Below are 23,030 nucleotides of genomic sequence, written 5' to 3' on the forward strand. Positions count from 1 at the left end.
GCGCAAGCGCCAACGCATGCTCGCTCACCCGCCCGGCTCGGCCATCCCGACGATGCCGGGCATCGCCAGCTCCCCGGGTGCGGGCCACGCACACGACGCCCGCACGGCGTAGTCCACCGCATGCAGGTAGTCCTCGCCATCGACCTCGATCGCGCCGAAGCGGCCGAGGTGCTCGGTGTAGAACTGGGTGTCGAGCACCAGCGCGCCGATCCGCCGGAGCGTATCGACGAGGTGCACCATGCACACCTTGCTGGCGTCGGTGCCGCCGGCGTCGGCCGCGCTGAACATGCTCTCGCCGGCGAACAGGCCGCCCACCAGCACGCCGTAGAGCCCGCCCACGAGCATCGGCCCGCCATCGCCGTCGAGCCATGCCTCGATGCTGTGCGCATAGCCCGCGTCGTGCATGTCGTCGTACGCCCGCATCAGCTCATCTGTAAGCCAGCAGCCGGTGTCCCGCTCGCCGTCGCGGGCACACGCGCGGAGGACATCGGCGAACGCCAGGTCGGTCGTGATGCGGAACCGCCCCGACCGCACCCGCTGCCGCAGCGATCGACTGATGCGGAAGACCGGCGTGCCCGCGGCCACGCCGTCGCCCTCGACCGCAAGCGGGATGACCGCCCGCGGATCCGGCCGATACCAGTGCACGGCGCCGCTCTCGGTGTCGGCCATCGGGAACACGCCGCTGGCGTAGGCCCTCAGCAGGAGATCCACCGAGAGCTCGATGGGCGGCTCGGGATCGCGAACGGGTTCTGTTTGGTCCATCAATGCTCTTGCAATTCTGCGCGTGGCGTGCTGCAATACAAGCGGCCGAACCCCCAAGGATTAGGCGGACAGCCGGGAGGCGATGCGATGGAAGACGTGCTGCACCAGGTGCTCGACGAGGACGTGCTGATCTTTCTCGTGGGCGGCACGATTGCGATCACCGCGATCGTGTTCGGTTTCGTGAGTTCGACGGTCAAGGGCGTGGCCCGCGAGAAGACCCGCCGGGAGATCGCCGCCTACATCGCCGAGGGCTCCATGACCGCCGACCAGGGCGAGAAGCTCATGAAGGCCCAGCCCGACGACGACTAGCGGCACGCCGACGCACTCGGCCGCACCAGTCCACCAGTTGGACCACCAACCGGACTACCAGGAGGTCCCCGATGGAAGGCACCGTCGACGGTTCGATGATCGCGCTCATCAGCATCTGCGGCGGCCTGTCGATCGCCGTCCTGGCGCTACTCGGCGGCTTCGCGACGTCGCTGACGCGCACCCGCGAGCGAGAGAAGACCGCCCGCGAGGTGGCCGCCTATCTCGCCGAGGGCTCGATCAACGTCGAGGAGGCCGAGCGGGTGCTCAAGGCGGCCCACCCGCGGTTCGAGATGCCCGACCTCACCGAAGCCGGCCGCGGCTGCCGCAGCCGCCGGGCCGCCGCCGTTGCCGCGAACGCCGGCATCCACGCCTAGCGGTTCGCCCCGGTCCGTCCCGCCTCGCGCCGCACGCGGTTGACCGGAGCCACCGGTCCGCCAAGCATGAGCATGGCGACCGACACGATCCAACCGCCCTCGACCAGGCCACAGAACACCCAATCCGGCACGGGCTCGACCCCCAAGGTCGTGCTCGATGCGATCACGTTCGATGACGTGCTGCTGCTGCCCCGGCTCAGCGACGTCATGCCGGGCGATGCCGATACCTCCACGAGGCTCTGCCGGGGCATCCGCCTCCGCGTGCCGCTGGTGTCGGCCCCCATGGACACCGTGACCGAGGCGCCGCTGGCCATCGGCCTGGCGCTCGAGGGCGGCATCGGCATCATCCACAAGAACCTGCCCGTCGAGGAGCAAGCCCGCCAGGTCACCCAGGTCAAGCGGTCGGCCAACGGCATCATCACCGATCCCATCACGCTGGGCCCCGAGGACACCGTGGGCCGCGCCCGCGAGCTGATGGCCCAGTACAACGTCTCGGGCTTCCCCGTCACCGACAACGGCGCCAGCGACCTGCGCAACAAGGGCCGCGTCGCCGGCATCCTGACCCGCCGGGACCTCAAGTTCGTCGAGGACATCTCCACGCCCGTGCGCAACGTGATGACCAGCGACCCGCTGATCACCGCGCCGGCGGGCACCACGCTGGCCCAGGCCGAGGTCATCCTCAACGAGAACAAGGTCGAGAAGCTGCTGCTCGTCGACGAGCACCGCAACCTGGCCGGCCTGATCACCATGCGGGACATCGAGCGGCTCAGCCGATTCCCCGACGCCAGCACCGACGACCGGGGCCGGCTGCTCTGCGGCGCCGCCGTGGGCGTCCACCAGCACGACCGCGTCGAGGCCCTCATCGCCGCCGGCGTCGATGTCATCGTGGTCGATACCGCCCACGGCCATAGCCACAACGTGCTCGAGACCGTCCGGCAGATCAAGGTCGCCCACGACATCCAGGTCATCGCCGGCAACGTCGCCACCGCCCAGGGCGCCCGCGACCTCGCCCGGGCGGGCGCCGACGCGGTCAAGGTCGGCATCGGCCCGGGCTCGATCTGCACCACCCGCGTCGTCACCGGCGTGGGCGTGCCCCAGATCTCGGCCGTCTTCGAGGCGCTCCGCGGCGTCCATGAGGCCGACCCGAGCGATCCGGTGCCCGTCATCGCCGACGGCGGCATCCGCATGTCGGGCGACCTCGCCAAGGCCATCGCCGCCGGCGCCAGCTGCGTCATGCTCGGCGGGCTATTCGCCGGCCTCGACGAGAGCCCCGGCGAATTGGTGATCTCCGGCGGCCGCCGCTACAAGAGCTACCGCGGCATGGGCAGCGAGGGCGCGATGAACCGCGGATCGGCGGACCGCTACGGCCAGGCCGACAAGCTCGCCGGCGGTTCGGGCCGCCCGAGGCAGAAGTTCGTGCCCGAGGGCGTCGAGGGGCTCGTGCCATACCGCGGGCCGCTGGCCGAGTTCGTCTACCAGCTCGTCGGCGGACTGCGGGCCGCGATGGGCTACACCGGCTGCCGCACCGTGGATGACTACCGCCGCGACGCCCGCTTCTGCCGCGTCACCGCCGCTTCGATGGTCGAGAGCCACCCGCACGACATCCGCATCACCAAGGAATCGCCCAACTACACCGTCGAGACCAGGGGCGAGGGCTGAGCCCGGCCCACCACGCAAGAATCGAGTCCCACGCACGCCGGACCGATACCATCGGATAGATCAGGCAAGGAGACGCGACCATGTTCAGCACCGGCAACCCGGCGATCGCACAGGCCGAGTCGGCCTTCGGCAGCGGCGACTGGGCCGAACACACCGCCGCCCCGAAGGTGATGACCTACACGGGAACCATCATCAACTCGGGCATCCTGCTCACGCTGACCGCCGGCACCGCCGCAGCGCTCTGGGCGACCGCCGCCGACGGCTGGGCCTTCCCGCTGGCCATCGGCGGCGCGATCATCGGCCTCATCCTGGCCCTGGTCATCATCTTCAACCCGAAGACCTCGCCCTTCCTCGCCCCGGTCTACGCCATCGTCGAGGGCGCCTTCGTCGCGGGACTCTCCGTGTTCTGGGCCGGCTACGCAGCCTCGAAGCAGGCCGCATCCACGCAGGCGGGCGGCGTGGTATCGCAGCTGGATACCAGCCTCGTCGCCCAGGCCGCCGGCCTGACCTTCTCGATCGCCGCGGTCATGCTCGCCGCCTACGCCCTGCGGATCATCCGCGCCACGCCGCTGGTCGTAAAGATGATCGTCTTCGCCACCGGCGGCGTCGTGCTCTTCGCGCTGGCCAGCATCCTGCTGTCCTTCATGGGCATCCGGCTCTACGAGTTCGGCGGGCCCATCCACATCGGCATCGCCGGCGTGGTTGTCGTCGTCGCCGCCTTCAACCTCGTCATCGACTTCAAGATCATCGAGGACGGCGTCGCCGCCAAGGCCCCCAAGTACATGGAGTGGTACGCCGGCTTCGCCCTGCTCGTCACGATCGTCTGGCTCTACGTCAGCCTGCTCAGGCTGCTGGCCCTGCTCCGCGGCAGCGAGTGAGCCCGGGCACGCGGGTCATACGTTGAACAGGAAGTGGCAGACGTCGCCGTCCTGCATCTCGTAGTCCTTGCCCTCGACGCGTAGCTTGCCGGCCTCCTTGATGGCCTTCTCGCTCTCGTATTGCTCGAGGTCCTCGACGCCGTAGACGTTGGCGCGGATGAACCCCCGCTCGAAGTCGGTGTGGATCACGCCGGCGGCCTGCGGGGCCCGGGCGCCCTTCCGCACCGTCCAGGCCCGGATCTCCTTCTCGCCGGCCGTGTAGAAGCTCTGCAGGCCCAGCAGCCGGTAGGCCTCGCGGGCGAGCTTGGCAAGCGCGGGCTCGTCCATGCCGTAATCGGCCAACATCTCGAGCTTGTCGGCCTCGTCGAGCTCGGCCAGCTCGCTCTCGATCTTGGCGCACACCGGCACGAAGGCGTTGCCCTCGCCCTCGGCGTGCGACCGCACCCGCTGGGCCAGCTCGCCCTCACCATTCACGTCGCCCTCGTCGACGTTGGCCATGTACAGGATGGGCTTGGCCGTGATGAGCCCCAGTCCGCGCCAGGCCTTCGCCTGCTCGGCATCGATGATCTCGCCCGCGATGACCCGCGCCGGCCGCCCCTCCTCGAGCACCGGCGCGATCTTCTGGAGCACCGCGTACCGCGCGACCGCCTCGGGCTCGCGGCTCTTGGCCGCCCGCTCGGCCTTCTTGAGCGCGCTCTCGACGCCCTGCAGGTCCGCGAGCAGCAGCTCGGTGTTGATCGTCGCGATGTCCCGCATCGGGTCGATCGAGCCGTCGACGTGCAGGATGTCCTCGCCGCCGGGCGCGTGCTCGAAGCAGCGGACCACCTCGATGATGGCGTCCACCTCGCGGATGTTGCTCAGGAAGGCGTTGCCCTTGCCCGCGCCCTCGCTCGCGCCTCGGACCAGCCCAGCGATGTCCACCAGCCGCATCGCCGCGGGCAGCACCCGCTGCGTCTCGATGTAGCGGTGGATCCGCTCCAGGTTCGGGTCGGGGATGGGCACCGTGCCGACGTTGGGCTCGATGGTGGCGAACGGGTAGTTGGCCGCCAGGGCGCCGGCGTTGGTCAATGCGTTGAAGAGGGTGGACTTGCCGACGTTGGGCAGCCCGACGATGCCTGCATCCATGATCCGGAGGTCCTCGATCCGCCCTGGTCGACCGCGGGTGCCGCCGAAAGCGGGGCCAAAGGTAGGCCGCCGCGTCCGCGTGGCGGTTATCCTGCCCGCCCCGTCACGCCCGGGCTTGCCGATCGCCCGGCCCGTGGTCTACTAGGGCATCGCCCGGGTACACTCCCGCCGAGCGCTCGTAGCTCAGCAGGATAGAGCAACGGTTTCCTTCGGAAAGAGGGGCCCGGCTCCGGAAGGGGCCGAGGCGAACCGGGTGAACTCGGGGAACCCCTCCCCGGCGGCTCGATCGATCGCGGTCGCCTCCGCCGGCGGGCAATCCCGAGCCGAGCCGTCGGCGGGGTGCGGACGCGAGTCCGCGGCCGGCGGAAGGTGTAGAGACCAGCGGGTGAGCCGCCCCGGCAATACCCCCGCACCGGACCGGCTGCCCGTGCAGTCCAGCCGATCCGGAAGCGCCCGGCGCCCTACCCGAGCCGCGACGGTTCCCAAGAACCGGGCCCGGCGGGCGAAGAGATGGTCCGGACCGCGGCGAAAGCCGTGGAGCAGTCCGAAACCGTAGGTCGGAGGTTCGAGTCCTCCCGGGCGCGCTTGGCAGCAGGCACTCGCCGACGGAAGGATCCGCCGGCGCACGCATTCGGATGGAGCCGTCGCGCCGCCGGGAGGTCCCGTGCGCTCCGTCCACCGCACCACAACGCTCGTGCTGCTCGCCTGCGCCGCCGTCGCGCTCGCCGGCTGCGCGTCGGCCGTGCATCGCCGCGCCCAGGGCCCGCAGATGGCAGCGGCCGAATCCTGGGCGACCGCGCTGCCCGCGCCGGGCATCCAGCGGGACACCCTGGCGATGGCCAGGGCCGACACCGCGCTCGGATTGTCCCCTCCCGGATTCACCCGGACCGCCGACGCGTGGCCCGCTCCCGATCGTGCGACCATCAAGCAGACCCGCCGCATCCACCTCAACCGCAACTTCCGCACGCTGCTGTTCTTCACCACGCCGCGGGGAACGGCAACACGCCGCGCGCCACGGTACCCGTTCGGGCGCCCGTGACGCACGGCGTGCTGGAGCAAGCGTGGCGCGTTCGTCTCGCCGTTGAGACCTAGTCGAACGCGTTCCTGGTGCTCGGCAGCTCGACGGAGCGGAGCTGGAGCGTGGTCTCGATGCGGAAGTTCGAGCGGGTGTAGTGCCTCTCGGCGAAGAACACCTTCAACTCGTACTCGCCGCCGTCCTCCAGGAAGTTGAGGCGGTTGAGGTCCACCGTCTGGCTGACCGCGCCGTGCACGCCGCCGATGTCGATGACCATCTTGCCGTCCACGAACACCCATACGTCGTCGTCGCCGAAGAAGGTAAACACGTTCTCGGCGTCGGCGTCGTAGATGAACTCGGTCGCGAGCTCATAGGTGAAGTGGTAGTTGTGGCCCCACTGGTCACCGGCGGGGTTGCCGTAGAGCTCCCCGTCGATGGGGAAGAAGCCCTCGACCTCACTCGTGCCGCCGACGTCGTGCGCGTGGAACACGTACTTGTTGGTGCCGGCCTGGCGATCCAGCGTGATGGCCATCGGCATGGCCGCGTTCACGCCGGGCACCGTGCGGAACCACTGCGAGAAGCTCTCGCCGCTGGTGTACACGCTGCCGCTCTGCGCCGAGAGCTCGCCCGTGCTGTCGCCCTCCTGGGCGTCCATGTAGTCCACTTCCGAGACGAACGGGAACATCCTGCGGCCCTGAGCGTCGGTGAACGAGCCGCTGATCTTGTAGCCCTGGCCGTGGCCCTCGCGCAGCTGCGGCTTGCCGTCGGCATCGAGCTCGAAGTCCACCCAGCCGACCCGCAGGCCGGTGTTGTACCGCTGGAAATCCGGATGGCCCTGCTCGTTGTGCGGCCGGAAATCACGGACCGTCCCGATCAACTGCAGCTGGTTGGGCAGATCCGCGTGCGGATCGCCGCCGACGCTCTGCTGCCCGCTGCTCGTAGCAGCGGCCATGGCGAGCATGCCGGCCGCGCCGGCGACCAGCGCGGCCTGCGAGAACCGCCAGCTACGTGGCTTGTTACGCATGGTGCCTCCTTCCGCCGGTCCTCCCGGCTTGCCCCTCCACTACGGAGCAGCATTCAGGGAAAACATCCGATTCAATAAGAAGGCCGGCAACCCACTGGAGGTTGCCGGCCCAAAGAACGATCCGTCTGTGCAAGCCCGGCAAGAGCCACCGACCCTGCCGAGTGCGACGCCCTAGTCGAATGCGCCGTTCGTAGTCGGCAGCTCGACGCGGCGGAGCGTCAGCGTCGTCTCGATGCGGAAGTTGGACTGCGACGTCCGCCGCTCGGCGTGGAAGATCTTCAGGCCGTACTCCTCGCCATCCTCCAGCCACTCCAGACGCGTCAGATCGAGGAACTGCTCCCGCTTGGGATGCAGCCCGCCCAGATCGACCACGAGCTTGTCGTCGATGAACACCCATACGTCATCATCGCCGGTGAACTTGAAGATCGGGTTGCTATCGGCGTCGTACACGAAGGTCGTGTCGATCATCGTGGTGAAGTGGAAGTTCTGGCCGTCGCGGAAGTCGCCGTAGCCCTGGCCGTTGATCGGGAAGAATCCGCCCGCGCTGGCGTAGGGCTCGTGCGAGGCCGAATCGAACACGTACGTGTTGGTCCCCGGCGTGCGAACGAGCTTCAGCGGCACGGTAATGCGGACGTTGCTGCCCGCCACGTCGCGGAACCACTGCGAGAAGCTCTCCTCGGAGTAGAAGCCGTTGCTCGCGGGGCCGTCCACGAGCGTGCCCGCCACGTCGCCCTGCGCCGGATCGAACAGCGCGGGGTTGATGTTGCGGCCGCTCGAATCCTGGAACTCCTTGGAGATCTTCGACCCGCGGAGGTCCCGGACCGTCGGCAGGCCGTCCTCGTCGAGGGTGTCGTTGACCAGGCCCACCGTGGTCGTGCCCGAGAAGGCCTGGAAGTCGGGGTGCGAATCCGGGAAGTCGCGGATGACCGCGTCCAGGAAGAGGGCGTCGGGCAGATCGTCGGGCGTGGCCTCCGGGCCATTCGAGCCGGTCGCGAGCGCCGAAGCCCCGCCGAGCGCCACCATGCCGGCGGCCCCCGCGAGCACGAGAGCCCGGGTGATGCCGCGATGAGCCGTGCTGGTCCGCATGATCAACTCCTTGTCGCCGGAGGGCCGTGTCGCTAGTCAGCGTCCCTCGAATCAGCCCCTGGAACCCCTGCTGCACCGCAGCACCACGCCCCGAAGCTACCAAGCGACGCTCCCGACGAGCAAGCAACAGCCCAAGCGACCGCATCCGACCGCGTCGATCCTGCGGGTCGCCCGGGTCGCGCAGGCCCCGCCGAAGTCCGATGCCGCCGCCGCCCGATGATCCCCGTCGGCGGGCGCGCCGGCGGATCGGCGTGTTTTCGGACCGCCCCGGGCTGCGTAGCCTGCGGTCCGCCACGACGGCGACATGGAGGACGCAACGCATGGATGCGTTCGTGATCGAGGGGGGTCGGCCGCTCAGCGGCCGCATCGACGTCCACGGGTCCAAGAACGCGGCGCTGCCGATGCTGGCCGCCGCCCTGCTCACCGACGACGCCATCGAGCTCGGCGACGTGCCCTGGCTGGCGGACATCGGCAACATGTGCCGCCTGCTGGCCGAGCTGGGCTGCGAGGTCGCCGACGACGCCCCCACCGCCCGGGGCCGCACCGTCCGCGTGCAGGCGAGCGACCCGTCGCAGAGCCACGCCCGCTACCAGATCGTCCGCACCATGCGGGCGAGCGTCTGCGTGCTCGGCCCGCTGCTGGCCAAGCGGGGCGAGGCCCGCCTGTCCATGCCCGGCGGCTGCGCCATCGGCCAGCGCCCCATCGACCTGCACCTCCGCGGCCTGGCCGCCATGGGCGCCACCGTGAGCCTGACCAACGGCGACATCGTCGCGAAGGCCCCTGCGGGAGGCCTCCGGGGCGCCCGCATCTTCATGGGCGGGCCCTTCGGCTCGACCGTGCTGGGCACCGCCAACGTGATGTGCGCCGCCACGCTGGCGCGCGGCCGCACGGTGATCGAATCGGCCGCGTGCGAGCCCGAGATCGTCGATCTGGGCCGGCTGCTGCACGCGATGGGCGCGCAGCTGTCGGGCGTGGGCACCCCCCGCATCGTCGTCGAGGGCGTGCCCGAGCTGCACGGCGCCGCCCGCCGCGTCATGCCCGACCGTGTCGAGGCCGGCACCTACGCCATGGCCGCCGCCATGACCGGCGGCGAGCTGACCATCGACAACTGCCCGATCGACGGCCTGCTCGGCCCGCTCGACACCCTCCGCGGCGCGGGCGTCGAGATCGACGAGGGCCCCCACGCCCCGCTCGACGCGCCGGGAGGCGATCCGGTCCGCACCACGCTCTTCGTCCGCCGCACCGGCCCGCTCCGCCCCGTCGAGATCACCACCCAGCCCTTCCCCGGCTTCCCGACGGACCTGCAAGCCCAGGCCATGGCCATGCTCACGCTGGCGGAGGGCAACTCGGTGGTCACCGAGAAGATCTTCCCCGAGCGCTTCCTGCACGTGGCCGAGCTGATGCGGATGGGCGCCAGCATCATCCGCCACGGGCCGACGGCCGTCATCAGCGGCGTGCCCAAGCTCGTCGGCGCCCCGGTGATGGCCAGCGACCTGCGCGCGTCGGCGGGCCTCGTGCTGGCGGGCCTCGCCGCTCGCGGCCGCACCGTCATCCGCCGCGTGTACCACCTCGACCGCGGCTACGAGAAGATGGACGAGCACCTGACCGCGCTGGGCGCGCACATCGAGCGCGTCAACGACGCCGTGCTCGACGACGCCGAGGCCTACGCCAGCTAGCCGGGCTCGCCGCCTCGGTCCGAACCTGGCCGCTCATCGTCAGAGCGGTCTCGGGCCGCGTCGGCGATCAGCACCGGGATGCCGTCCCGGACGGGATATCGGATCGGCTCTCCGTCGACGTCGGCCCAGCGGCCGTCCGCGGACAGCCGCAGTGCGCGGCCCGTCCGCGGGCACCGCAGCTCCTCGGGCAGCCGCACGGGTTCGCCGCTCTCGCTCATTCTTCGTCGAACCCCCGGGCGACGAGGTCGGCGATGGCCGAGCACGCCGTCTCGCAGTCCACGCCGACGCACTTGACGGACAGCTCGACGCCCTGGGTGGCCGCCAGCAGCATCATCTGCATCACCGACTTGCCGTCGACTTCCTGGTCGTCGCGGCGGACGCGGACGTCCGAGTCGTACTGCTGGGCGAGCTGGACGAACGCCGTCGCCGGCCGGGCGTGCAGCCCCAGCCGGTTCACCACGGTCACCCTGACCTCGCACTCCTGCGGCAACGTCGACTCCATTCGGCCGGGTTTTCTCGACCTGGTTCTTGTCAGCCCGGCAGCTTCTGGTGATCGGCCTCGTGCAGCAGCTCGACGATCTCCTTGCGGCCCTCGGCCTGCCGCAACGCCCGGCGGAACGCCTCGTTGCCCAGGCTCTTGAAGATCACCTCCATGGCCTTGAGATGGTCCTCGGGGCTCGCCACCGGGCTGAGCAGCAGCACCACCGAGTACACCGGCTGGCGATCGAGGGCCTTGAAGTCGATGCCCGCCGAACGCCGCCCGATGGCGGCGGTCAGCTTCGACACCGCCGGGTGCTTGACGTGGGGCACCGCGACGCCCCGGCCGAAGCCCGTCGAGCCGCTGCGTTCCCGCCGCAGCACCGCCTCGACGATCTCCTCGCGCTCGGCCTCCGGCGCCACGCCGACGGACACGAGCGAGCCGACGAGCTCGGTGATGACCTCGTCCCGCTCGCTGGACGCGAGTTGGGGCACGATCGCGTCGGCGGCCACGATGGCGGAGAGCTTTAGTGCCATGGGCGACTCACCGCCTCTCGTGGAGCTTCTCGTTGTGGTCCCTGAGCTGGCGGATGGCCTTGTGCTGCGCCGAGTCGATCGCGGCGTACACGTCCGCGCCCGTCTCCTTGCTCACGAAGTCGTTGTGGTGCTCCACGTCAACGATGAGCTCCACGGTGAACTCGTCGCCGCTGGCCCGCTCCTGCCGCTCGATGGTCCACGTGACCTGCTGGAGCCCATCGTGGAAGCGATCGAGCTTGCCGGTCTTCTCCTCGGCGTGCTCGCGGATGGCATCGGTGATGTCCATGTGCCTGCCGATGACGTCGATGCGCATGGCGCAACCCTCCTGACAAACCCAGACCCGTCCGGCCGGCGTTTAGCATACCCGCCCGCGGGTCACGGGGCCTGCGCATCCCCGGAGGCCGCTCCGGAGGGCCGCGTGGCGTCCTCCCCATTGCTCTCGGGCGGCATGAATCGGTCGGGCACGAGCGTGCCGCCGGTGATGAAGAATCGGATCGCCTCGTCGATGGTCAGCGGCACGTCGATGGCCTCGTCCTTGGGCACCGTGATCGTGAAGCCCGTGAACGGCGTGGGCGTCGATGGCACGAACACCGCCAGGCAAGGCCGACCCGTCTGCTCCTGGATCGGCATCAGCGAGTCGCTGGTCACCAGGCCGAGCGTCCAGATCCCACGCCTGGGGTACTGCACCATGACCACCCGCCGGAAGGCCACCTTCCGCTCGCCCATCACCAGATCGACCAGCTGCTTCACGTGCGGATAGACCTGCTTGAAGCCCGGCACCTGCGAGATCAGCTGCTCCAGCCGGGCGTAGACCCGCCGGCCCAGGTAATTGCCCAGCAGCAGGCCGGCCAGGTAGATCAGCACGATGGCCACGAACAGGCCCGCGCCGCGGAGGTACCAGTGCTCGGACCAGAAGTCCCGCAGTTGCTGGCGGACCAGGTACTGCCGCGCCGCCTCCCGCTCTCGATCGCGGAACGGCTTGCCCTCGGGCAGCGCCAGGAACTCGTCGACCTCCTCGGGATCCACCGAGAAGACGTCGGGGAGGTTCTCCTCGGGCACCACCGCCGGCACCGCGTTGATCACCACCGTGCGGATGCCCGTGTTGATGGGCTCGGCCACGTTGGAGAACACGAACACGAAGGCCTGCCACAGCAGCCACAGCGTCAGGATGGACGGCAGCAGGACCGCCAGCCCGCGGCCAAAGAATCGCTTGAAGTCCTGCATGAACGTGTCCTGGCGGGTCACGCGGGGCCCTCCACGGAGCGGCGAGCGCGGCGGCGAATCGGAACCCGCACGCAGCGCCATCCTTGGCCTTCGGACACGTTGGGTTGCGAACCCGGACGCCTCGGCCCCGGGCCGCTCAATGGGCCTGACAGGACTTGAACCTGTGACCTCACCGTTATCAGCGGTGCGCTCTACCGACTGAGCTACAAGCCCTTCCGGCCGAGTGTATCGACAAGATCAGGGGAGTCAACGACTGCGGACCCCCGAGGGGCCCCCGCTGGTCGACCGCCGCGTAGGCTTTGCTCCGCCAACGGAGGGGTGCGCCGCCACCGGGTACATGCCAAACACCAAAACCAGCCGCCTCCGCACGCACCTCCCCGCCATCACGCGTGCGGCCGTCGCGGTCCTCGCCCTGGGCGGGGCCCTGGGCCTCTACAAGATCCTCGAAAACACCAAGGCCCAGCCCACGCGGGCCAGCGAATCGGCCGGCCCGCCGCTCGTCCGCGCCGTTGGCGTGGTCCAGACGCCCCTGGCCCGTCCGTGGACGGGCTACGGCACGGTGGCGGCCATGTCTGCCGCCCGCGTCAGCACCCAGGTCGCCGGCCGCGTCGTGGAGCGACCCGAGACCGTCGAGGCCGGTCTGCCCGTCCGCCGCGGCCAGCTGCTCGCCCGCATCGATCCGACCGACTTCGAGCAGCGGGTCGAGTCCTGGCGGGCCATCGTCGCCACGACCGGAGCCCAGATCGAGCAGCTCGACATCGAGCAGGCCTCCCTCGATCGCCAGCTCACCCTCGCCATCGAGGAGGCCGACATTGCCCAGCGGGACTACGACCGCGCCCGCCGCGTCTTCGAGGAGCGCGGCGGCGGCGCGCCCACCGAGCTCGACCAGCGCCTGAGCGCGCTCCGCCGCATCGAACGGGAGGTCGCCACGCTTCGCGAGCGATCGCAGGCGGTGCCCACCCGCCGCGCCGCGCTCGACGCCACCCTCCGCAGCCAGCAGGCCGACCTGCGGCTCGCCCGGGAGCAGCTCGGCCGCACCCGGGTGGTCGCGCCCATCGATGGCGTGCTCCAGACCGTGGCGCTCGACGAGGGTGACTTCGCCAGCGTCGGCCAGGAGGTCGCACGCGTCGTCGACCTGTCCCGCCTCGAGGTGCCGCTGTCTCTGCCGGTGTCGGCCGCCAACGCCATCCGCGTGGGTGATCGAGCCAGCATCACCCTCGACCTCGCGGGCGGCCCGAGTTGGTCGGGCACCATCGCCCGCCTCGCGCCCGAGGCCGACGCCGAGACCCGCACGCTGCCCGTCTTCGTCGAGGTCCGCCAGGACGTTCGGATCGAGGATGGCCGCATCGCGGCGGCCGACGATCTGCTGCGGCCCGGCCAGTTCGTGACCGGCATCGTGGTCTCGTCCCGGGCCGAGCCGAGCCTGGCCGTCCCCCGTCGCGCGATCGTGGACGGTGCGGTGCTGGTCGCCCGCGCAAATTCGCAGCCCACGGTGCGGCGTGTCGAGGTCGAGTCGCTCTTCACGTATGAGGGCAGGCTGCCGGGCGCGCCGGCCGGCGAGACGCAGTGGGTCGTCGTGCGTGGCTCGCTGGACCCGGCCGCACGGGTCATCGTCTCCAACCTCGATGAGCTGCGCGGCGGCATGGCGATTCGCCTCGATCCCGCGGATGCAGCGAGCGCCGCGATCGGCGGTGCGCCGTGAGCCTCGCGGCCTTCGGCGTCCGCAAGCCCGTCGTCGCCAACCTGGTGATGTTCGCCCTGCTGGGCGCGGGCGTCCTGCTGGGGCTGGGCCTCCAACGCGAGTTCTTCCCCGAGGTGCGGCCCAACCGCGTCGTCGTGTCGGCGCCCTACCCGGGCGCCGCCCCCGACGAGATCGAGCGGGCGCTGGCCACCAAGATCGAGGACCGCGTGGCCGACCTCCGGGACGTCGTGGAGATCAACACCACGGTGACCGAGGGCAGCGCCTCGCTGCTCATCGAATTTGCCGAGGGCACCGGCATCGACTCGGCCGTCGCCGACGTCAAGCGGGAGGTCGATGCGCTCCAGGACCTGCCCGAGCAATCCGAGCGCATCGTTGTCGACAAGCTCGAGCCCAACCTGCCCGCGGTCATCCTGTCAATATTCGGCGACGTGCCCGAGCGGGATCTCAAGGACGCGGCCCTCGAGGTACGCGACGACCTCCGCGCACTGCCGGGCATGGGCGACGTCATCGTCGACGGCATCCGCACCGACGAGATCCGCGTCGAGGTGAGGCCCGACGCCATGGTCGAGCACAAGCTCAGCCTGCCGGCCATCTCCGATCGCGTCCGTGCCGCCATGCAGGAGCTGCCGGGCGGCACGCTGCGGGCCCCGACGCAGACGCTGTCGGTCCGCACCGTCCGCGTCGAGGAGCGGGCCGACCAGGTTGCCAGCATCATCGTCAAGTCGGGCGGCGACGGACAGGTGCTCCGGCTGGGCGACATCGCGGAGATCACCAGCGGCTTCGCCGATACCGACCTGATCAGCCGCCTCGAGGGCAAGCCCGCCGTCAGCATCACCTGCTTCCAGGTCGGCGACAGCGACGTGGTCAACATCGCCGAGATGGTGAAGGCCTACACCGCCGGCATGCGGGGCGAGCCCCTGGAGCTGACCATCTCCGAGCGGATCGCCACCTTCTTCCGGGGCCTGCAGAACCAGCAGCTCGAGCGGCAGGGCAAGCCGCTGAACACCACGCCGGTCTCCGATCGGCTGCTCGCCTACGAGCGGGGCCAGGCCTGGATCGGCCGGGTGCCGGGCGAGCCCCGCATCACGACCGACCTCGCCCGATTCGTGACGGGTCGCCTCAACCTGCTGACCCGAAACGCGCTGCAGGGCGGCGTGCTCGTGTTCCTCGTGCTGGTGCTGCTGCTCAACTGGCGGGTGTCGTTCTGGGTGGCCATCGGCCTGGTCGTCTCGCTGGCGGGCACCATCGCGATGATGCGGGTCGCCGGCATCACGCTCAACCTGCTGACCATGTTCGGGCTGATCGTCGTGATCGGCATCCTCGTCGACGACGCCATCGTCGTGGCCGAGAACATCACCTCTCGCCACGAGCGCGGCGAGGGCCCGCTCGAGGCCGCCATCAACGGCGCCCAGCAGGTCACCTGGCCCGTCACCACAACCGTGCTCACCACCATCTGCGCCTTCCTGCCGCTCGCGCTGATCCAGGGACAGATCGGCGACTTCCTCGCGGCCCTGCCCGCGGTGGTCGCGTGCGCACTAGCGGTCTCGCTCATCGAGGCGTTGTTCATCCTGCCCAGCCACATGGGCCACACGCTCGCCCGGGCCGACCGAGCCAAGCGCCGCGGCAAGATGTCCTACTTCACCCGCCTCGAGAACCGCTACGACCGCTGGCGGGACGCCCTGTTTACCCGGGGCCTCATCCCCGCGTACACGCACGCCCTCGTGTGGTTCGTGCGGCGACGCTACCTGGCGCTATCGCTCAGCCTCTCGGTGCTCATCGCGTCGGCCGGCATGATCGCCGGCGGACGCCTGGAGTTCATCTTCTTCGAGAGCGAGGACGCCGAGTCGATCAACGTCACGCTGCAGATGCCCATCGGCACGCCCGTGCAGCGGACCGACGAGGTCGTCAGCGCCATCGAGGCGATCGCCGCCACGCAGCCCGAGGTCAACAGCGTGTATGCGTCGGCGGGCGCCATCGGCGACGTCAACGGCGAGGGCGGCGACCGCGCCCAGCCCCACCTGGGCCAGCTCTTCCTCGAGCTCAATCCCGTCGAGCAACGCGACCGCACCAGCGAGGACGTCATCCTCTCCATCCGCCAGGAACTCGGCGAGCTGCCCGGCGTCAAGAGCCTCCGGTTCGAGCCCATCGGCGGCGGGCCGGGCGGCGTGGCGATCTCCATCGGCATCACCGGCGAGAGCCCGACGCAGATCATGGCCGCCGTCGACGACCTGAAGGCCCAGCTCGCACAGATCGAGGCCGTCTTCGACATCGAGGATGACGCCGACGCCGGCCAGCGCGAGCTGCGCTTCGATCTCAAGGACGGAGCCGCCGAGCTCGGATTCACGCGGGCGAGCCTCGGCGAGCAGATCCGCGCGGCGATCTTTGGCCTCGAGCCCTTCACCTTCGCGGGCAACCGCGAGGACGTCGACGTCCGCGTCACGCTGCCCAAGAGCGTCCGCTCCAGCCCGGCGGCCCTCGAGAACACCTACGTCTTCACGCCCGCCGGCGTGCCCGTGCCGCTCATCGAGGTGGCGCACATCGAGGAGGGCCGCGGATACGCCACGGTTCGCCGCCTCGACCGCCGCCGCATCGTGACCGTGTCGGCCGACGTCAACCGCACGCTCGGCAATCCCGAGGAGATCGTCGCGGCGCTGCGGCCCGAGCTGGGCCGGCTCGAGCGCGAGTACCCGAGCATCCGCGTGGTCGAGCGGGGGCGGCAGAAGGAGGTCTCCGACAGCTTCGCCACGCTGCCGCTGGGCATGTCGGTGGCGTTCGGCCTGATCTTCGTGATCCTTGCGTGGCTCTTCGGCAGCTACACCCAGCCGCTCATCGTGATGGCGGCCATCCCCTTCGCGACCATCGGCATGATCTGGGGGCACATCGCCCTGGGCTTCTCGATGACGTTCCTCTCGCTCATCGGATTCGTCGCGCTCTCGGGCATCGTCGTCAACGACTCGCTCATCTTCATGGAGTTCTTCAACCAGCGCCGCCGCGCCGGCACGGGGTTGGCGCTCGCCCTGGTCCGTGCGGGCCGCGCGCGGCTGCGCCCCATCATCCTCACGACCATCACCACCGTGCTGGGCCTGACGCCGCTCATGCTCGAGCGATCCTTCCAGGCGCGCTTCCTCATCCCCATGGCGATCACCATCGCCTTCGGACTCATGTCGGCCACGGTCATCATCCTGCTCGTGCTGCCCAGCCTGCTGGCCATCCTGGACGACATCCGCGCGTTGGTCCGCCTGTTGTGGCATGGGTCGGCCAGCCCCGCGCGAGACGAGAATGCCGCCGACGAACGCACCCCCGCATCGGATGCGTAGCTCGCGGGCCGTGCTCCGCCGCATGGTGGTTTCGCTTGCCATCGTGGGGTTGCTGCTCGTGGCCGTGTACTTCGTGCTGTCGCCCGACCGCGCGGTGCTCTTCCCGCGCTGGGCGGTCGACCCGCTGCCCCCGCCGCCGGCCGACGCCGAGCAGCTCGATCTCTTCACCGACGCGGGCGATCCCATCGTCGCCTGGCTGCTGGAGCCCGCGTCCGGGGGCCCGCATCCGGCCGTGCTGCTGTTCCACGGCAACGCCGAATCGATCGCCAGCATGCTGCCGACCGCGCGGATGTACTCCTCCTGGGGCGTCGCGGTATTACTCGTGGAGTACCCGGGCTACGCGGGCACGCCCGGCCGGCCGACGCAGCGGAGCACGACCGCCGCCGCCGTCGCCGGGTACGACGCCCTGGTCGCCATGGACGGCATCGACGACGACCGGATTGCGGCGCACGGGTTCTCGCTCGGCGGCGGCGTGGCGGCCCAACTGGCCGATCGACGGCCCCTCCGCACGCTCGTGCTCCAGTCCACGTTCACCAGCGTCCGCGCGATGTTCGCCCGCAATCGCGTGCCGCCGTTCCTCTGCCGAGACCCCTTCCGCACCGACCGCGTGCTCGGGGGCTTCGACCGCCCCGTGCTGATCATCCACGGTACCGGGGACACCATCGTGCCCATCGAGCACGGCCGGGATCTCGCGGCGATCACTCCCGACGCAACCCTGTTTGAGATAGCCGGCGACCACAACGATCCGCCGCCCGACGAAGCCGCGTACATGCGCGCAATCCGGACGCACCTGGAGCGCGCCGGCGTGCTCACCGATCCGGGCGGTCCACCGCCCGGATGAGCCCGGCCGCCCTAGCGCGCCCCGCCGCGGAGCTTGACCTGCGAGCGGTGCACCATGCCGCCGTGCTTCCACTTCACGCCGATGCCCGACGCCAGGTCGGACTCGGTGAGGGCGAGCAGCAGCTCCTCGGCATTGGCGACCAAGCGGCCGTCGATGCTCATGATCACGTCGCCCGGGCCGATCCGCAGCGCCGCCGCGGGCGAGTCGGGCTCCACCGTGTTGACGATCACGCCCTGCCGCACGTCGAGGAGGTTGAACTGGTCGACGATGAACTCGTCGACGGTCAGGCCCGTGATGCCCAGCTTGTCGAAGCTCACCGCGCTCTCCAGCCGGCGGTTGAGCTCCTCGCGGCTGGCCCGCGTCCGCAACGCCAGGATCTCGGCCTGGCTGGTGACCGTTGGCGTGACCGTGAGCTCCTCGCCGCTGCGATCCACGCCCAGCTCCACCGGCTCGCCGGGGCCGATCAGCCCCGTCAGCTGCCGCAGCCGCCCGAAGGACTCGACCGGCCGCCCGTTGACCGTCGTGATCACGTCGCCCACCTGCAGGCCCGCCACCTGGGCCGGCCCGCCCTCGTACACCCGTTCGACGAAGACGCCCAGCGGCAGCGGCATGCCGGTCTCGGCGGCCACGTCGCCCGCGTTGGCAAGCTCCACGCCCAGGTAGCCCTGCTCCAGCCGGCCGTTGTCGCGGAGGTTCTCGTACACCCGCACCACGATCGAACTCGGGATCGCGAAGCCGATGCCGTTGGAGCCGCCCGACGACGTGGCGATCATGCTGTTGATGCCCACGATCTGGCCGTGCAGGTTCACCAGCGGCCCGCCGCTATTGCCCGGATTGATCGCCGCGTCCGTCTGGATGAACTCCTCGACGCGGTAGCTGCCCGCGTCGGCCATCGAGCGGCCGCCCACCGAGCGGCCCTTGGCGCTCACGATGCCCGCCGTCACCGTGTGGTCGAGCCCGAATGGGCTGCCCACCGCCACCACCCAGTCGCCGACCTGAAGCTCGTCCGAATCGGCGATCGTCGCCGGAGTCAGGCCCTCGGCGTCGAGGTACAGCACCGCGAGGTCCGTCCCGGGATCAGAGCCGACGACGTCGGCCACGACCTGGCGGCCGTCCGACAGCGTCACCAGCACCTCGTCGGCGCCGTCGATGACGTGGTGATTGGTCAGCGCGTAGCCGTCACCGGTCACGATCACGCCCGAGCCCACACCCGAGTTGATCCGCTCGGTCTTGCGCGCCAGTTCGCGGCCCAGGATGTCCCGCCGCACCCGCACCACGTTGCGGGCAGTCTGGATATGGATCACCGAGGGCTCGATGGTGCTCGACGCGCTGCGGAACACCCGGCTGAGGCTCGACGCGAACGCCAGCTCGGCCCGCATCGCCTCGTCGGGCGTCGACTCGAGCTGGTCGGCCTTGGTCTTCATCTGCAGCGTTAGCGGCTCGGGCTCGAGCGGACGCAGCTGCCCGTCCTGCTGGCCAGAGGCGGCCGACACCGCGACCGCCGTCGCGGGCGATGGCGGCAGCGCCACGCCGGCCAGAACCGCCAGCAAGAGGGCACAGGTCGTTGCGATGGCCGTGAATCGAAATGCCATGCTGGCCTCCTTCCCAACGCGTGTCGTGTACGACGCGGGACGCGCCCGGGCGGTTCGGCCGTCACGCCCCGGCCAGGTTACGTGCCCCGACGATCCCCGAACAACTCCACGTGCAGCCGGTGGGCGTACCGCCAGCCTCGGGCCAGGCACGCGTCCACCACCCACGCCACGCGGTCCGCGTCGGGGATGGTCACCCCTTCGGGCATGAGCAGCACGTCGGCCGGATCCAGGCCCCGAAGGCCCGAAACGAACTCATCGATCTCCGCGAGATCGTCGCCGCTCGTCACGACGAACTTCACCTGGTGCTCCGAGTATTCGCCGAGCAGCGACCGCAGCACCGCCGGCCGCAGCCGCGTTGCCTCGTGCCGCCGGGCCCAGCGGCCCCCGGGGTCCCGTGGATCGCCCGCGGGCGTCGAGTTGGCCAGCTTGGGGCTGATGCTCATCAGGTCGCACGCGAGGCTCCGGTGGATCGTGCCAGCCGTCTCGATCGTGATGTGCCAGCCGGCCGCCCGAAGCCCGCTTGCCAGGGGCTCGATCGCGTCGAAGAGCATCGGCTCGCCGCCGGTCAGCACCGCGTGCCGCACGCCCCGGGACTGCACGCCGCGGGCTTCGGCCAGCAGATCGTCGACGGCCCGGGTGGTCCCCTCGGGCGCCCAGCTCGCGTAGGGCGTGTCGCACCAGGTGCACCGCAGGTTGCAGCCGGCGACGCGGACGAACCACGAGGGAACGCCCGTTAGCTTGCCCTCCCCCTGCAGCGACACGAAGGTCTCGGCGATGGGCAGCACCGCGGCGCCCGCCGGCGCGTCAGCGTTCAACGTACGCGAAACCGGCAGCGACGCGCGGCTCATCGCGTGCTCCCGACCGGCTCGCCGGCGTACCGCGTCGGATCGGCGATGCCCGCAGCCTCGAAGCCCGCGTGCCGCAGCCGGCAGGCCTCGCACCGGCCGCAGGCCCGCACGCCATCCGCGTCATCGGCGGGGTCGTAGCACGATGTCGTCGCGGCGAAGTCCACGCCGAGATCCGAACCGAGGCGGACGATCTCGGCCTTCGAGAGATCGACCAGCGGCGTGTGGATGCGAACGCCCACGCCGCGCTCGGCGCTCCGCTTGGTCGCAAGCGCGGCGGCCGCCGCGAACGCCTGTATGAACTCGGGCCGGCAGTCGGGGTAGCCCGAGTAGTCCACCGCGTTGACGCCGATGAACACGTCGCCGGCGTCGAGCGTCTCGGCGTAGGCCACGGCGATCGAGAGGAACACGAGGTTGCGAGCCGGCACGTACGTCGCCGGGATGCCTCCCGCGGCGACCGGATCGCGGTCCTTGGGCACCGCGCCGCGCCCGGTCAGCGCGGACGCCGCGAAGGGCGCCGGATCCAGCTCGAAGAGGCGGTGCGACGCGGCGCCCATCGCACGGGCCAGGGCCTCCGCGCACTCGATCTCGCACCGGTGCCGCTGCCCGTAGCCGAAGGTCAGCGCGTGGCACGCAAAGCCCCGCGACGCCGCCAGCGCGAGGCAGGTCGCGCTGTCGAGCCCGCCGCTCAGGAGCACCACCGCCGGCTTGTGCTCGTGCGTGGTCATTGCCCGCCACATTGTTACGCCGGCTTGCGCAGGATGGCACCCCGCGCGGCGTGCCCCCGCTCCAGGAACTTCTTCTCGAAGTTGGTGCCCACCAGGCCCCCCTCGGGCGCCTCGGGCAGCCGCTCCAGCGGCAACCGCTCGAAGACCGGCGGCGACCCGCCGGCCGCAGCCCCACCGCCCGGCGCGCACCAGCGGCTTAGCTGTTCCTCGTAGAACGCCCAAAGATCGGGATGGTCGGTCGCCAGCCGCAGTTCGCCCCCCGGCACCAGCACCCGGTGGCACTCGGCCAGGAAGGCATCGCCAAGCACGCGGTTCTTGTGGTGCTTGCGCTTCGGCCAGGGGTCCGAATAATACAGATGCACCACATCGACGCACCCATCGGCCAGCCGCCAGCAGAAGAAGTCCACCGCGTCGGCCCGCAGCATCCGGACGTTGGCGAGCATGCCCGCCTCGCGCCGCCGGCGCACCCGGTCGGCCGCGTAGTAGTACACGTCGGCCGCTTTCTCGATGGCGAGGAAGTTGTGCTCGGGCCGCCGGGCGGCGGCTTCGACCAGGTAGCCGCCCTTGCCCGGGCCGACCTCGATCTCGAGCGGGCGATCGGGGTGCGCAAACCATCGACCCGGGTCGTGTCGGGCGGCAGCGGGATCCGATAGCGCATCGTCGGGCAGCGGGCCGAGTTCCTCGGGCGTCACGCCCACGACGCCCGGCGCGTCGTCGTGCTTGCCGCCGGTCATGCGCCCTCCCCGAGCGTCTTGCTGAGGATGAGGCTGCGGTAGTTGGTGTAGGGCCACCGCCAGTCCTGCACGACGCGGTAGCCCCGGCGCTCGTAGTAGCGTCGCAGCGGCTCGTCGGGCTCGGCCATGCTCAGCGCGAGCTCCCGCTTGCCGGCGTGGAGCGTCTCCCGCTCGATGCGAGCCAGCAGCAGCGAGCCGACGCCCGCGCCGTGCATCCGTGGATCGACGGCGAACTGCGAGAAGTGGGTGGCGTCGTGCCGCAGGAACCAGGCCGGGAACGCCGCGTCCTCGCGCTCCTGGAAGAGGATGGTGCCCACGAGTCGCTGGGCGAAGCCGTCCGAGGGCGAGCCGCCATCGCCGGCCAGGGCGACGAAGGTCTGCCCGCGGTAGCAGCGGCGGCGGGTCTGCTCGATGGTCTGCCGGCCGGCAAGCGGATCGAGGCCCATCCGCCGCTGGCCCTCGTAGGCGCGGTGCAGCAGGGCCGTGATGCTCGCGATGGGATCCGTCGCCGCCAGCGCGCGGACCGAGATCGCCGCCGAGGACGGCGCGGGCGGGCGTGGTCGGCCTTCGTCAAGGGGAGACATGCGGCGGTTCGGCGTAGGGCGTGCGGGGTCCGGAGCGAAAGCCGTAACGCTAGACTCCCTGCGTGAGCACCTCCGCATCCATCGCGGGCGATCGGACCCAGCCGGGTGACATCGCCGCCAGGGCCGTCGAGCTCCGCGTCCGCTACTGCGAGTGCGACCCGATGGGCGTGGCGCACCACGCGAGCTTCGCGCCGTGGTTCGAGCTGGCTCGCACCGAATTGCTCCGCCGCAGCGGCCGGACCTACGCGGCGATGGAGGCGTCGGGGATCTACCTCGTCGTGGCGAGCATGGAGATCCGCTTCCGCCGGCCCGTCCGCTACGACGACGTGCTGCGGATCGGCTGCGAGGCGTCGATGGTCGGCCGGGCACGCCTCCGGCACGACTACGCCGTGGAACTGCTCGAGCCGGGCGACGAAGACTCCCGGAGGATGGCCGCCCAGCCCCTGGCGACCGGGCACACGATCCTCGCCTGCGTCGATCGCGAGGCCCGCCCGACCCCCGTGCCCGATTGGCTGCGGGAGCTGGCCGAGGCGTAGGACGC

General features: G+C 70.6%; 24 protein-coding genes and 1 tRNA gene. 10 read left to right on the forward strand and 15 right to left on the reverse strand.

The features are described from left to right. Window positions 1–24: 24 nt before the first annotated feature. Window positions 25–762 (reverse strand): leucyl/phenylalanyl-tRNA--protein transferase, encoded by a 738-nt coding sequence (aat, locus tag AAFX79_04225; protein ID MEO1007747.1) that lies wholly within the window; start codon window positions 760–762, stop codon window positions 25–27. Between the two features lie 87 nt (window positions 763–849). Here aat and AAFX79_04230 point away from each other — a divergent pair, with 87 nt between their 5' ends. From AAFX79_04230 to AAFX79_04245, 4 genes are all read left to right on the forward strand, one after another. Then, window positions 850–1,071 carry a hypothetical protein gene (locus AAFX79_04230; protein MEO1007748.1) on the forward strand — a complete coding sequence of 74 codons (222 nt, stop codon included), beginning with the start codon at window positions 850–852 and terminating at the stop codon, window positions 1,069–1,071. A gap of 71 nt (window positions 1,072–1,142) precedes the next feature. Further along, window positions 1,143–1,445: a hypothetical protein gene (locus tag AAFX79_04235; protein ID MEO1007749.1), complete on the forward strand. Its 303-nt coding sequence runs from the start codon at window positions 1,143–1,145 to the stop codon at window positions 1,443–1,445. Between the two features lie 72 nt (window positions 1,446–1,517). After that, a complete protein-coding gene (guaB, locus tag AAFX79_04240) occupies window positions 1,518–3,104 on the forward strand; it encodes an IMP dehydrogenase (protein ID MEO1007750.1) in 1,587 nt (528 codons plus the stop codon). An 80-nt stretch (window positions 3,105–3,184) separates the two neighbouring features. Beyond that, the gene (locus tag AAFX79_04245; protein MEO1007751.1) at window positions 3,185–3,982 is read left to right on the forward strand and encodes a Bax inhibitor-1/YccA family protein; all 798 of its coding nucleotides are present in this window, start codon (window positions 3,185–3,187) and stop codon (window positions 3,980–3,982) included. 15 nt (window positions 3,983–3,997) lie between these two features. Here AAFX79_04245 and ychF read toward each other — a convergent pair whose 3' ends face one another. Next, the gene (ychF, locus tag AAFX79_04250; GenBank protein MEO1007752.1) at window positions 3,998–5,107 is read right to left on the reverse strand and encodes a redox-regulated ATPase YchF; all 1,110 of its coding nucleotides are present in this window, start codon (window positions 5,105–5,107) and stop codon (window positions 3,998–4,000) included. A 664-nt stretch (window positions 5,108–5,771) separates the two neighbouring features. Here ychF and AAFX79_04255 point away from each other — a divergent pair. Next, window positions 5,772–6,146: a hypothetical protein gene (locus tag AAFX79_04255; GenBank protein ID MEO1007753.1), complete on the forward strand. Its 375-nt coding sequence runs from the start codon at window positions 5,772–5,774 to the stop codon at window positions 6,144–6,146. A 49-nt stretch (window positions 6,147–6,195) separates the two neighbouring features. Here the strand turns inward: AAFX79_04255 and AAFX79_04260 are convergent, their stop codons facing one another. Both AAFX79_04260 and AAFX79_04265 read right to left on the reverse strand, forming a co-directional pair. Then, entirely contained in the window at window positions 6,196–7,146 is a 951-nt protein-coding gene (locus AAFX79_04260; GenBank protein ID MEO1007754.1) for a fibro-slime domain-containing protein, read from the reverse strand. 171 nt (window positions 7,147–7,317) lie between these two features. Beyond that, complete coding sequence (locus tag AAFX79_04265; protein MEO1007755.1) at window positions 7,318–8,232, reverse strand: fibro-slime domain-containing protein; 915 nt, start codon at window positions 8,230–8,232, stop codon at window positions 7,318–7,320. A 320-nt stretch (window positions 8,233–8,552) separates the two neighbouring features. Between AAFX79_04265 and murA the strand changes: the two genes are divergently transcribed. Beyond that, window positions 8,553–9,908, forward strand: coding sequence for a UDP-N-acetylglucosamine 1-carboxyvinyltransferase (murA, locus tag AAFX79_04270; GenBank protein ID MEO1007756.1), 1,356 nt, complete (start codon window positions 8,553–8,555; stop codon window positions 9,906–9,908). Here murA and AAFX79_04275 read toward each other — a convergent pair. The 6 genes from AAFX79_04275 to AAFX79_04300 all read right to left on the reverse strand — a co-directional run bounded on the left by AAFX79_04275 (window position 9,905) and on the right by AAFX79_04300 (window position 12,359). After that, the gene (locus AAFX79_04275) at window positions 9,905–10,126 is read right to left on the reverse strand and encodes a Trm112 family protein (GenBank protein MEO1007757.1); all 222 of its coding nucleotides are present in this window, start codon (window positions 10,124–10,126) and stop codon (window positions 9,905–9,907) included. The genes murA and AAFX79_04275 overlap by 4 nt on opposite strands. After that, window positions 10,123–10,410, reverse strand: coding sequence for an HPr family phosphocarrier protein (locus tag AAFX79_04280; GenBank protein MEO1007758.1), 288 nt, complete (start codon window positions 10,408–10,410; stop codon window positions 10,123–10,125). The genes AAFX79_04275 and AAFX79_04280 overlap by 4 nt, the downstream gene beginning before the upstream one ends. A 29-nt stretch (window positions 10,411–10,439) precedes the next feature. Further along, the gene (locus AAFX79_04285) at window positions 10,440–10,922 is read right to left on the reverse strand and encodes a PTS sugar transporter subunit IIA (protein ID MEO1007759.1); all 483 of its coding nucleotides are present in this window, start codon (window positions 10,920–10,922) and stop codon (window positions 10,440–10,442) included. A gap of 7 nt (window positions 10,923–10,929) precedes the next feature. Then, window positions 10,930–11,235 (reverse strand): ribosome-associated translation inhibitor RaiA, encoded by a 306-nt coding sequence (gene raiA, locus AAFX79_04290; protein MEO1007760.1) that lies wholly within the window; start codon window positions 11,233–11,235, stop codon window positions 10,930–10,932. Between the two features lie 62 nt (window positions 11,236–11,297). Then, entirely contained in the window at window positions 11,298–12,167 is an 870-nt protein-coding gene (locus AAFX79_04295; GenBank protein MEO1007761.1) for a DUF502 domain-containing protein, read from the reverse strand. A gap of 119 nt (window positions 12,168–12,286) precedes the next feature. Further along, window positions 12,287–12,359: transfer RNA gene (locus AAFX79_04300), tRNA-Ile, on the reverse strand. A 124-nt stretch (window positions 12,360–12,483) separates the two neighbouring features. Between AAFX79_04300 and AAFX79_04305 the strand changes: the two genes are divergently transcribed. From AAFX79_04305 to AAFX79_04315, 3 genes are read left to right on the forward strand one after another with little or no spacing between them, the layout of a single operon-like run. Next, complete coding sequence (locus AAFX79_04305) at window positions 12,484–13,848, forward strand: efflux RND transporter periplasmic adaptor subunit (GenBank protein MEO1007762.1); 1,365 nt, start codon at window positions 12,484–12,486, stop codon at window positions 13,846–13,848. Next, on the forward strand, window positions 13,845–17,165 hold the full coding sequence (locus AAFX79_04310; GenBank protein MEO1007763.1) for an efflux RND transporter permease subunit: 3,321 nt from the start codon (window positions 13,845–13,847) through the stop codon (window positions 17,163–17,165). Before AAFX79_04305 ends, AAFX79_04310 begins: the two co-directional genes overlap by 4 nt. Continuing rightward, window positions 17,158–18,006: an alpha/beta fold hydrolase gene (locus AAFX79_04315; protein ID MEO1007764.1), complete on the forward strand. Its 849-nt coding sequence runs from the start codon at window positions 17,158–17,160 to the stop codon at window positions 18,004–18,006. The genes AAFX79_04310 and AAFX79_04315 overlap by 8 nt, the downstream gene beginning before the upstream one ends. Window positions 18,007–18,017: 11 nt before the next feature. Here AAFX79_04315 and AAFX79_04320 read toward each other — a convergent pair whose 3' ends face one another. The 5 genes from AAFX79_04320 to AAFX79_04340 all read right to left on the reverse strand — a co-directional run bounded on the left by AAFX79_04320 (window position 18,018) and on the right by AAFX79_04340 (window position 22,489). Beyond that, window positions 18,018–19,598 (reverse strand): trypsin-like peptidase domain-containing protein, encoded by a 1,581-nt coding sequence (locus AAFX79_04320; protein ID MEO1007765.1) that lies wholly within the window; start codon window positions 19,596–19,598, stop codon window positions 18,018–18,020. 77 nt (window positions 19,599–19,675) lie between these two features. Beyond that, entirely contained in the window at window positions 19,676–20,446 is a 771-nt protein-coding gene (locus AAFX79_04325) for a 7-carboxy-7-deazaguanine synthase QueE (protein ID MEO1007766.1), read from the reverse strand. Further along, entirely contained in the window at window positions 20,443–21,171 is a 729-nt protein-coding gene (gene queC / locus AAFX79_04330) for a 7-cyano-7-deazaguanine synthase QueC (GenBank protein ID MEO1007767.1), read from the reverse strand. Before queC ends, AAFX79_04325 begins: the two co-directional genes overlap by 4 nt. A gap of 14 nt (window positions 21,172–21,185) precedes the next feature. Then, window positions 21,186–21,905 (reverse strand): methyltransferase domain-containing protein, encoded by a 720-nt coding sequence (locus AAFX79_04335; GenBank protein ID MEO1007768.1) that lies wholly within the window; start codon window positions 21,903–21,905, stop codon window positions 21,186–21,188. Further along, window positions 21,902–22,489, reverse strand: coding sequence for a GNAT family N-acetyltransferase (locus AAFX79_04340; protein MEO1007769.1), 588 nt, complete (start codon window positions 22,487–22,489; stop codon window positions 21,902–21,904). Before AAFX79_04340 ends, AAFX79_04335 begins: the two co-directional genes overlap by 4 nt. Window positions 22,490–22,551: 62 nt before the next feature. On the opposite strand from AAFX79_04340, the gene AAFX79_04345 reads away from it, so the two are divergent. Further along, window positions 22,552–23,025 carry a thioesterase family protein gene (locus AAFX79_04345; protein MEO1007770.1) on the forward strand — a complete coding sequence of 158 codons (474 nt, stop codon included), beginning with the start codon at window positions 22,552–22,554 and terminating at the stop codon, window positions 23,023–23,025. Window positions 23,026–23,030 lie beyond the last annotated feature (5 nt).

It is taken from the genome of Planctomycetota bacterium, from assembly GCA_039819165.1.
Lineage (GTDB): Bacteria > Planctomycetota > Phycisphaerae > Phycisphaerales > UBA1924 > JAHCJI01.

Excerpts from the sequence above, each read along its gene's own strand:
- AAFX79_04285 (MEO1007759.1), bottom strand. The coding sequence starts at position 10,922 with ATGGCACTAAAGCTCTCCGCCATCGTGGCCGCCGACGCGATCGTGCCC.
- AAFX79_04230 (MEO1007748.1), top strand. The coding sequence starts at position 850 with ATGGAAGACGTGCTGCACCAGGTGCTCGACGAGGACGTGCTGATCTTT.
- AAFX79_04315 (MEO1007764.1), top strand. The coding sequence starts at position 17,158 with ATGCGTAGCTCGCGGGCCGTGCTCCGCCGCATGGTGGTTTCGCTTGCC.
- ychF (MEO1007752.1), bottom strand. The coding sequence starts at position 5,107 with ATGGATGCAGGCATCGTCGGGCTGCCCAACGTCGGCAAGTCCACCCTC.
- AAFX79_04260 (MEO1007754.1), bottom strand. The coding sequence starts at position 7,146 with ATGCGTAACAAGCCACGTAGCTGGCGGTTCTCGCAGGCCGCGCTGGTC.
- AAFX79_04305 (MEO1007762.1), top strand. The coding sequence starts at position 12,484 with ATGCCAAACACCAAAACCAGCCGCCTCCGCACGCACCTCCCCGCCATC.
- AAFX79_04245 (MEO1007751.1), top strand. The coding sequence starts at position 3,185 with ATGTTCAGCACCGGCAACCCGGCGATCGCACAGGCCGAGTCGGCCTTC.
- AAFX79_04340 (MEO1007769.1), bottom strand. The coding sequence starts at position 22,489 with ATGTCTCCCCTTGACGAAGGCCGACCACGCCCGCCCGCGCCGTCCTCG.
- AAFX79_04320 (MEO1007765.1), bottom strand. The coding sequence starts at position 19,598 with ATGGCATTTCGATTCACGGCCATCGCAACGACCTGTGCCCTCTTGCTG.
- guaB (MEO1007750.1), top strand. The coding sequence starts at position 1,518 with ATGGCGACCGACACGATCCAACCGCCCTCGACCAGGCCACAGAACACC.
- queC (MEO1007767.1), bottom strand. The coding sequence starts at position 21,171 with ATGACCACGCACGAGCACAAGCCGGCGGTGGTGCTCCTGAGCGGCGGG.
- aat (MEO1007747.1), bottom strand. The coding sequence starts at position 762 with ATGGACCAAACAGAACCCGTTCGCGATCCCGAGCCGCCCATCGAGCTC.
- AAFX79_04335 (MEO1007768.1), bottom strand. The coding sequence starts at position 21,905 with ATGACCGGCGGCAAGCACGACGACGCGCCGGGCGTCGTGGGCGTGACG.
- AAFX79_04275 (MEO1007757.1), bottom strand. The coding sequence starts at position 10,126 with ATGAGCGAGAGCGGCGAACCCGTGCGGCTGCCCGAGGAGCTGCGGTGC.
- AAFX79_04280 (MEO1007758.1), bottom strand. The coding sequence starts at position 10,410 with ATGGAGTCGACGTTGCCGCAGGAGTGCGAGGTCAGGGTGACCGTGGTG.
- murA (MEO1007756.1), top strand. The coding sequence starts at position 8,553 with ATGGATGCGTTCGTGATCGAGGGGGGTCGGCCGCTCAGCGGCCGCATC.
- AAFX79_04235 (MEO1007749.1), top strand. The coding sequence starts at position 1,143 with ATGGAAGGCACCGTCGACGGTTCGATGATCGCGCTCATCAGCATCTGC.
- raiA (MEO1007760.1), bottom strand. The coding sequence starts at position 11,235 with ATGCGCATCGACGTCATCGGCAGGCACATGGACATCACCGATGCCATC.
- AAFX79_04325 (MEO1007766.1), bottom strand. The coding sequence starts at position 20,446 with ATGAGCCGCGCGTCGCTGCCGGTTTCGCGTACGTTGAACGCTGACGCG.
- AAFX79_04265 (MEO1007755.1), bottom strand. The coding sequence starts at position 8,232 with ATGCGGACCAGCACGGCTCATCGCGGCATCACCCGGGCTCTCGTGCTC.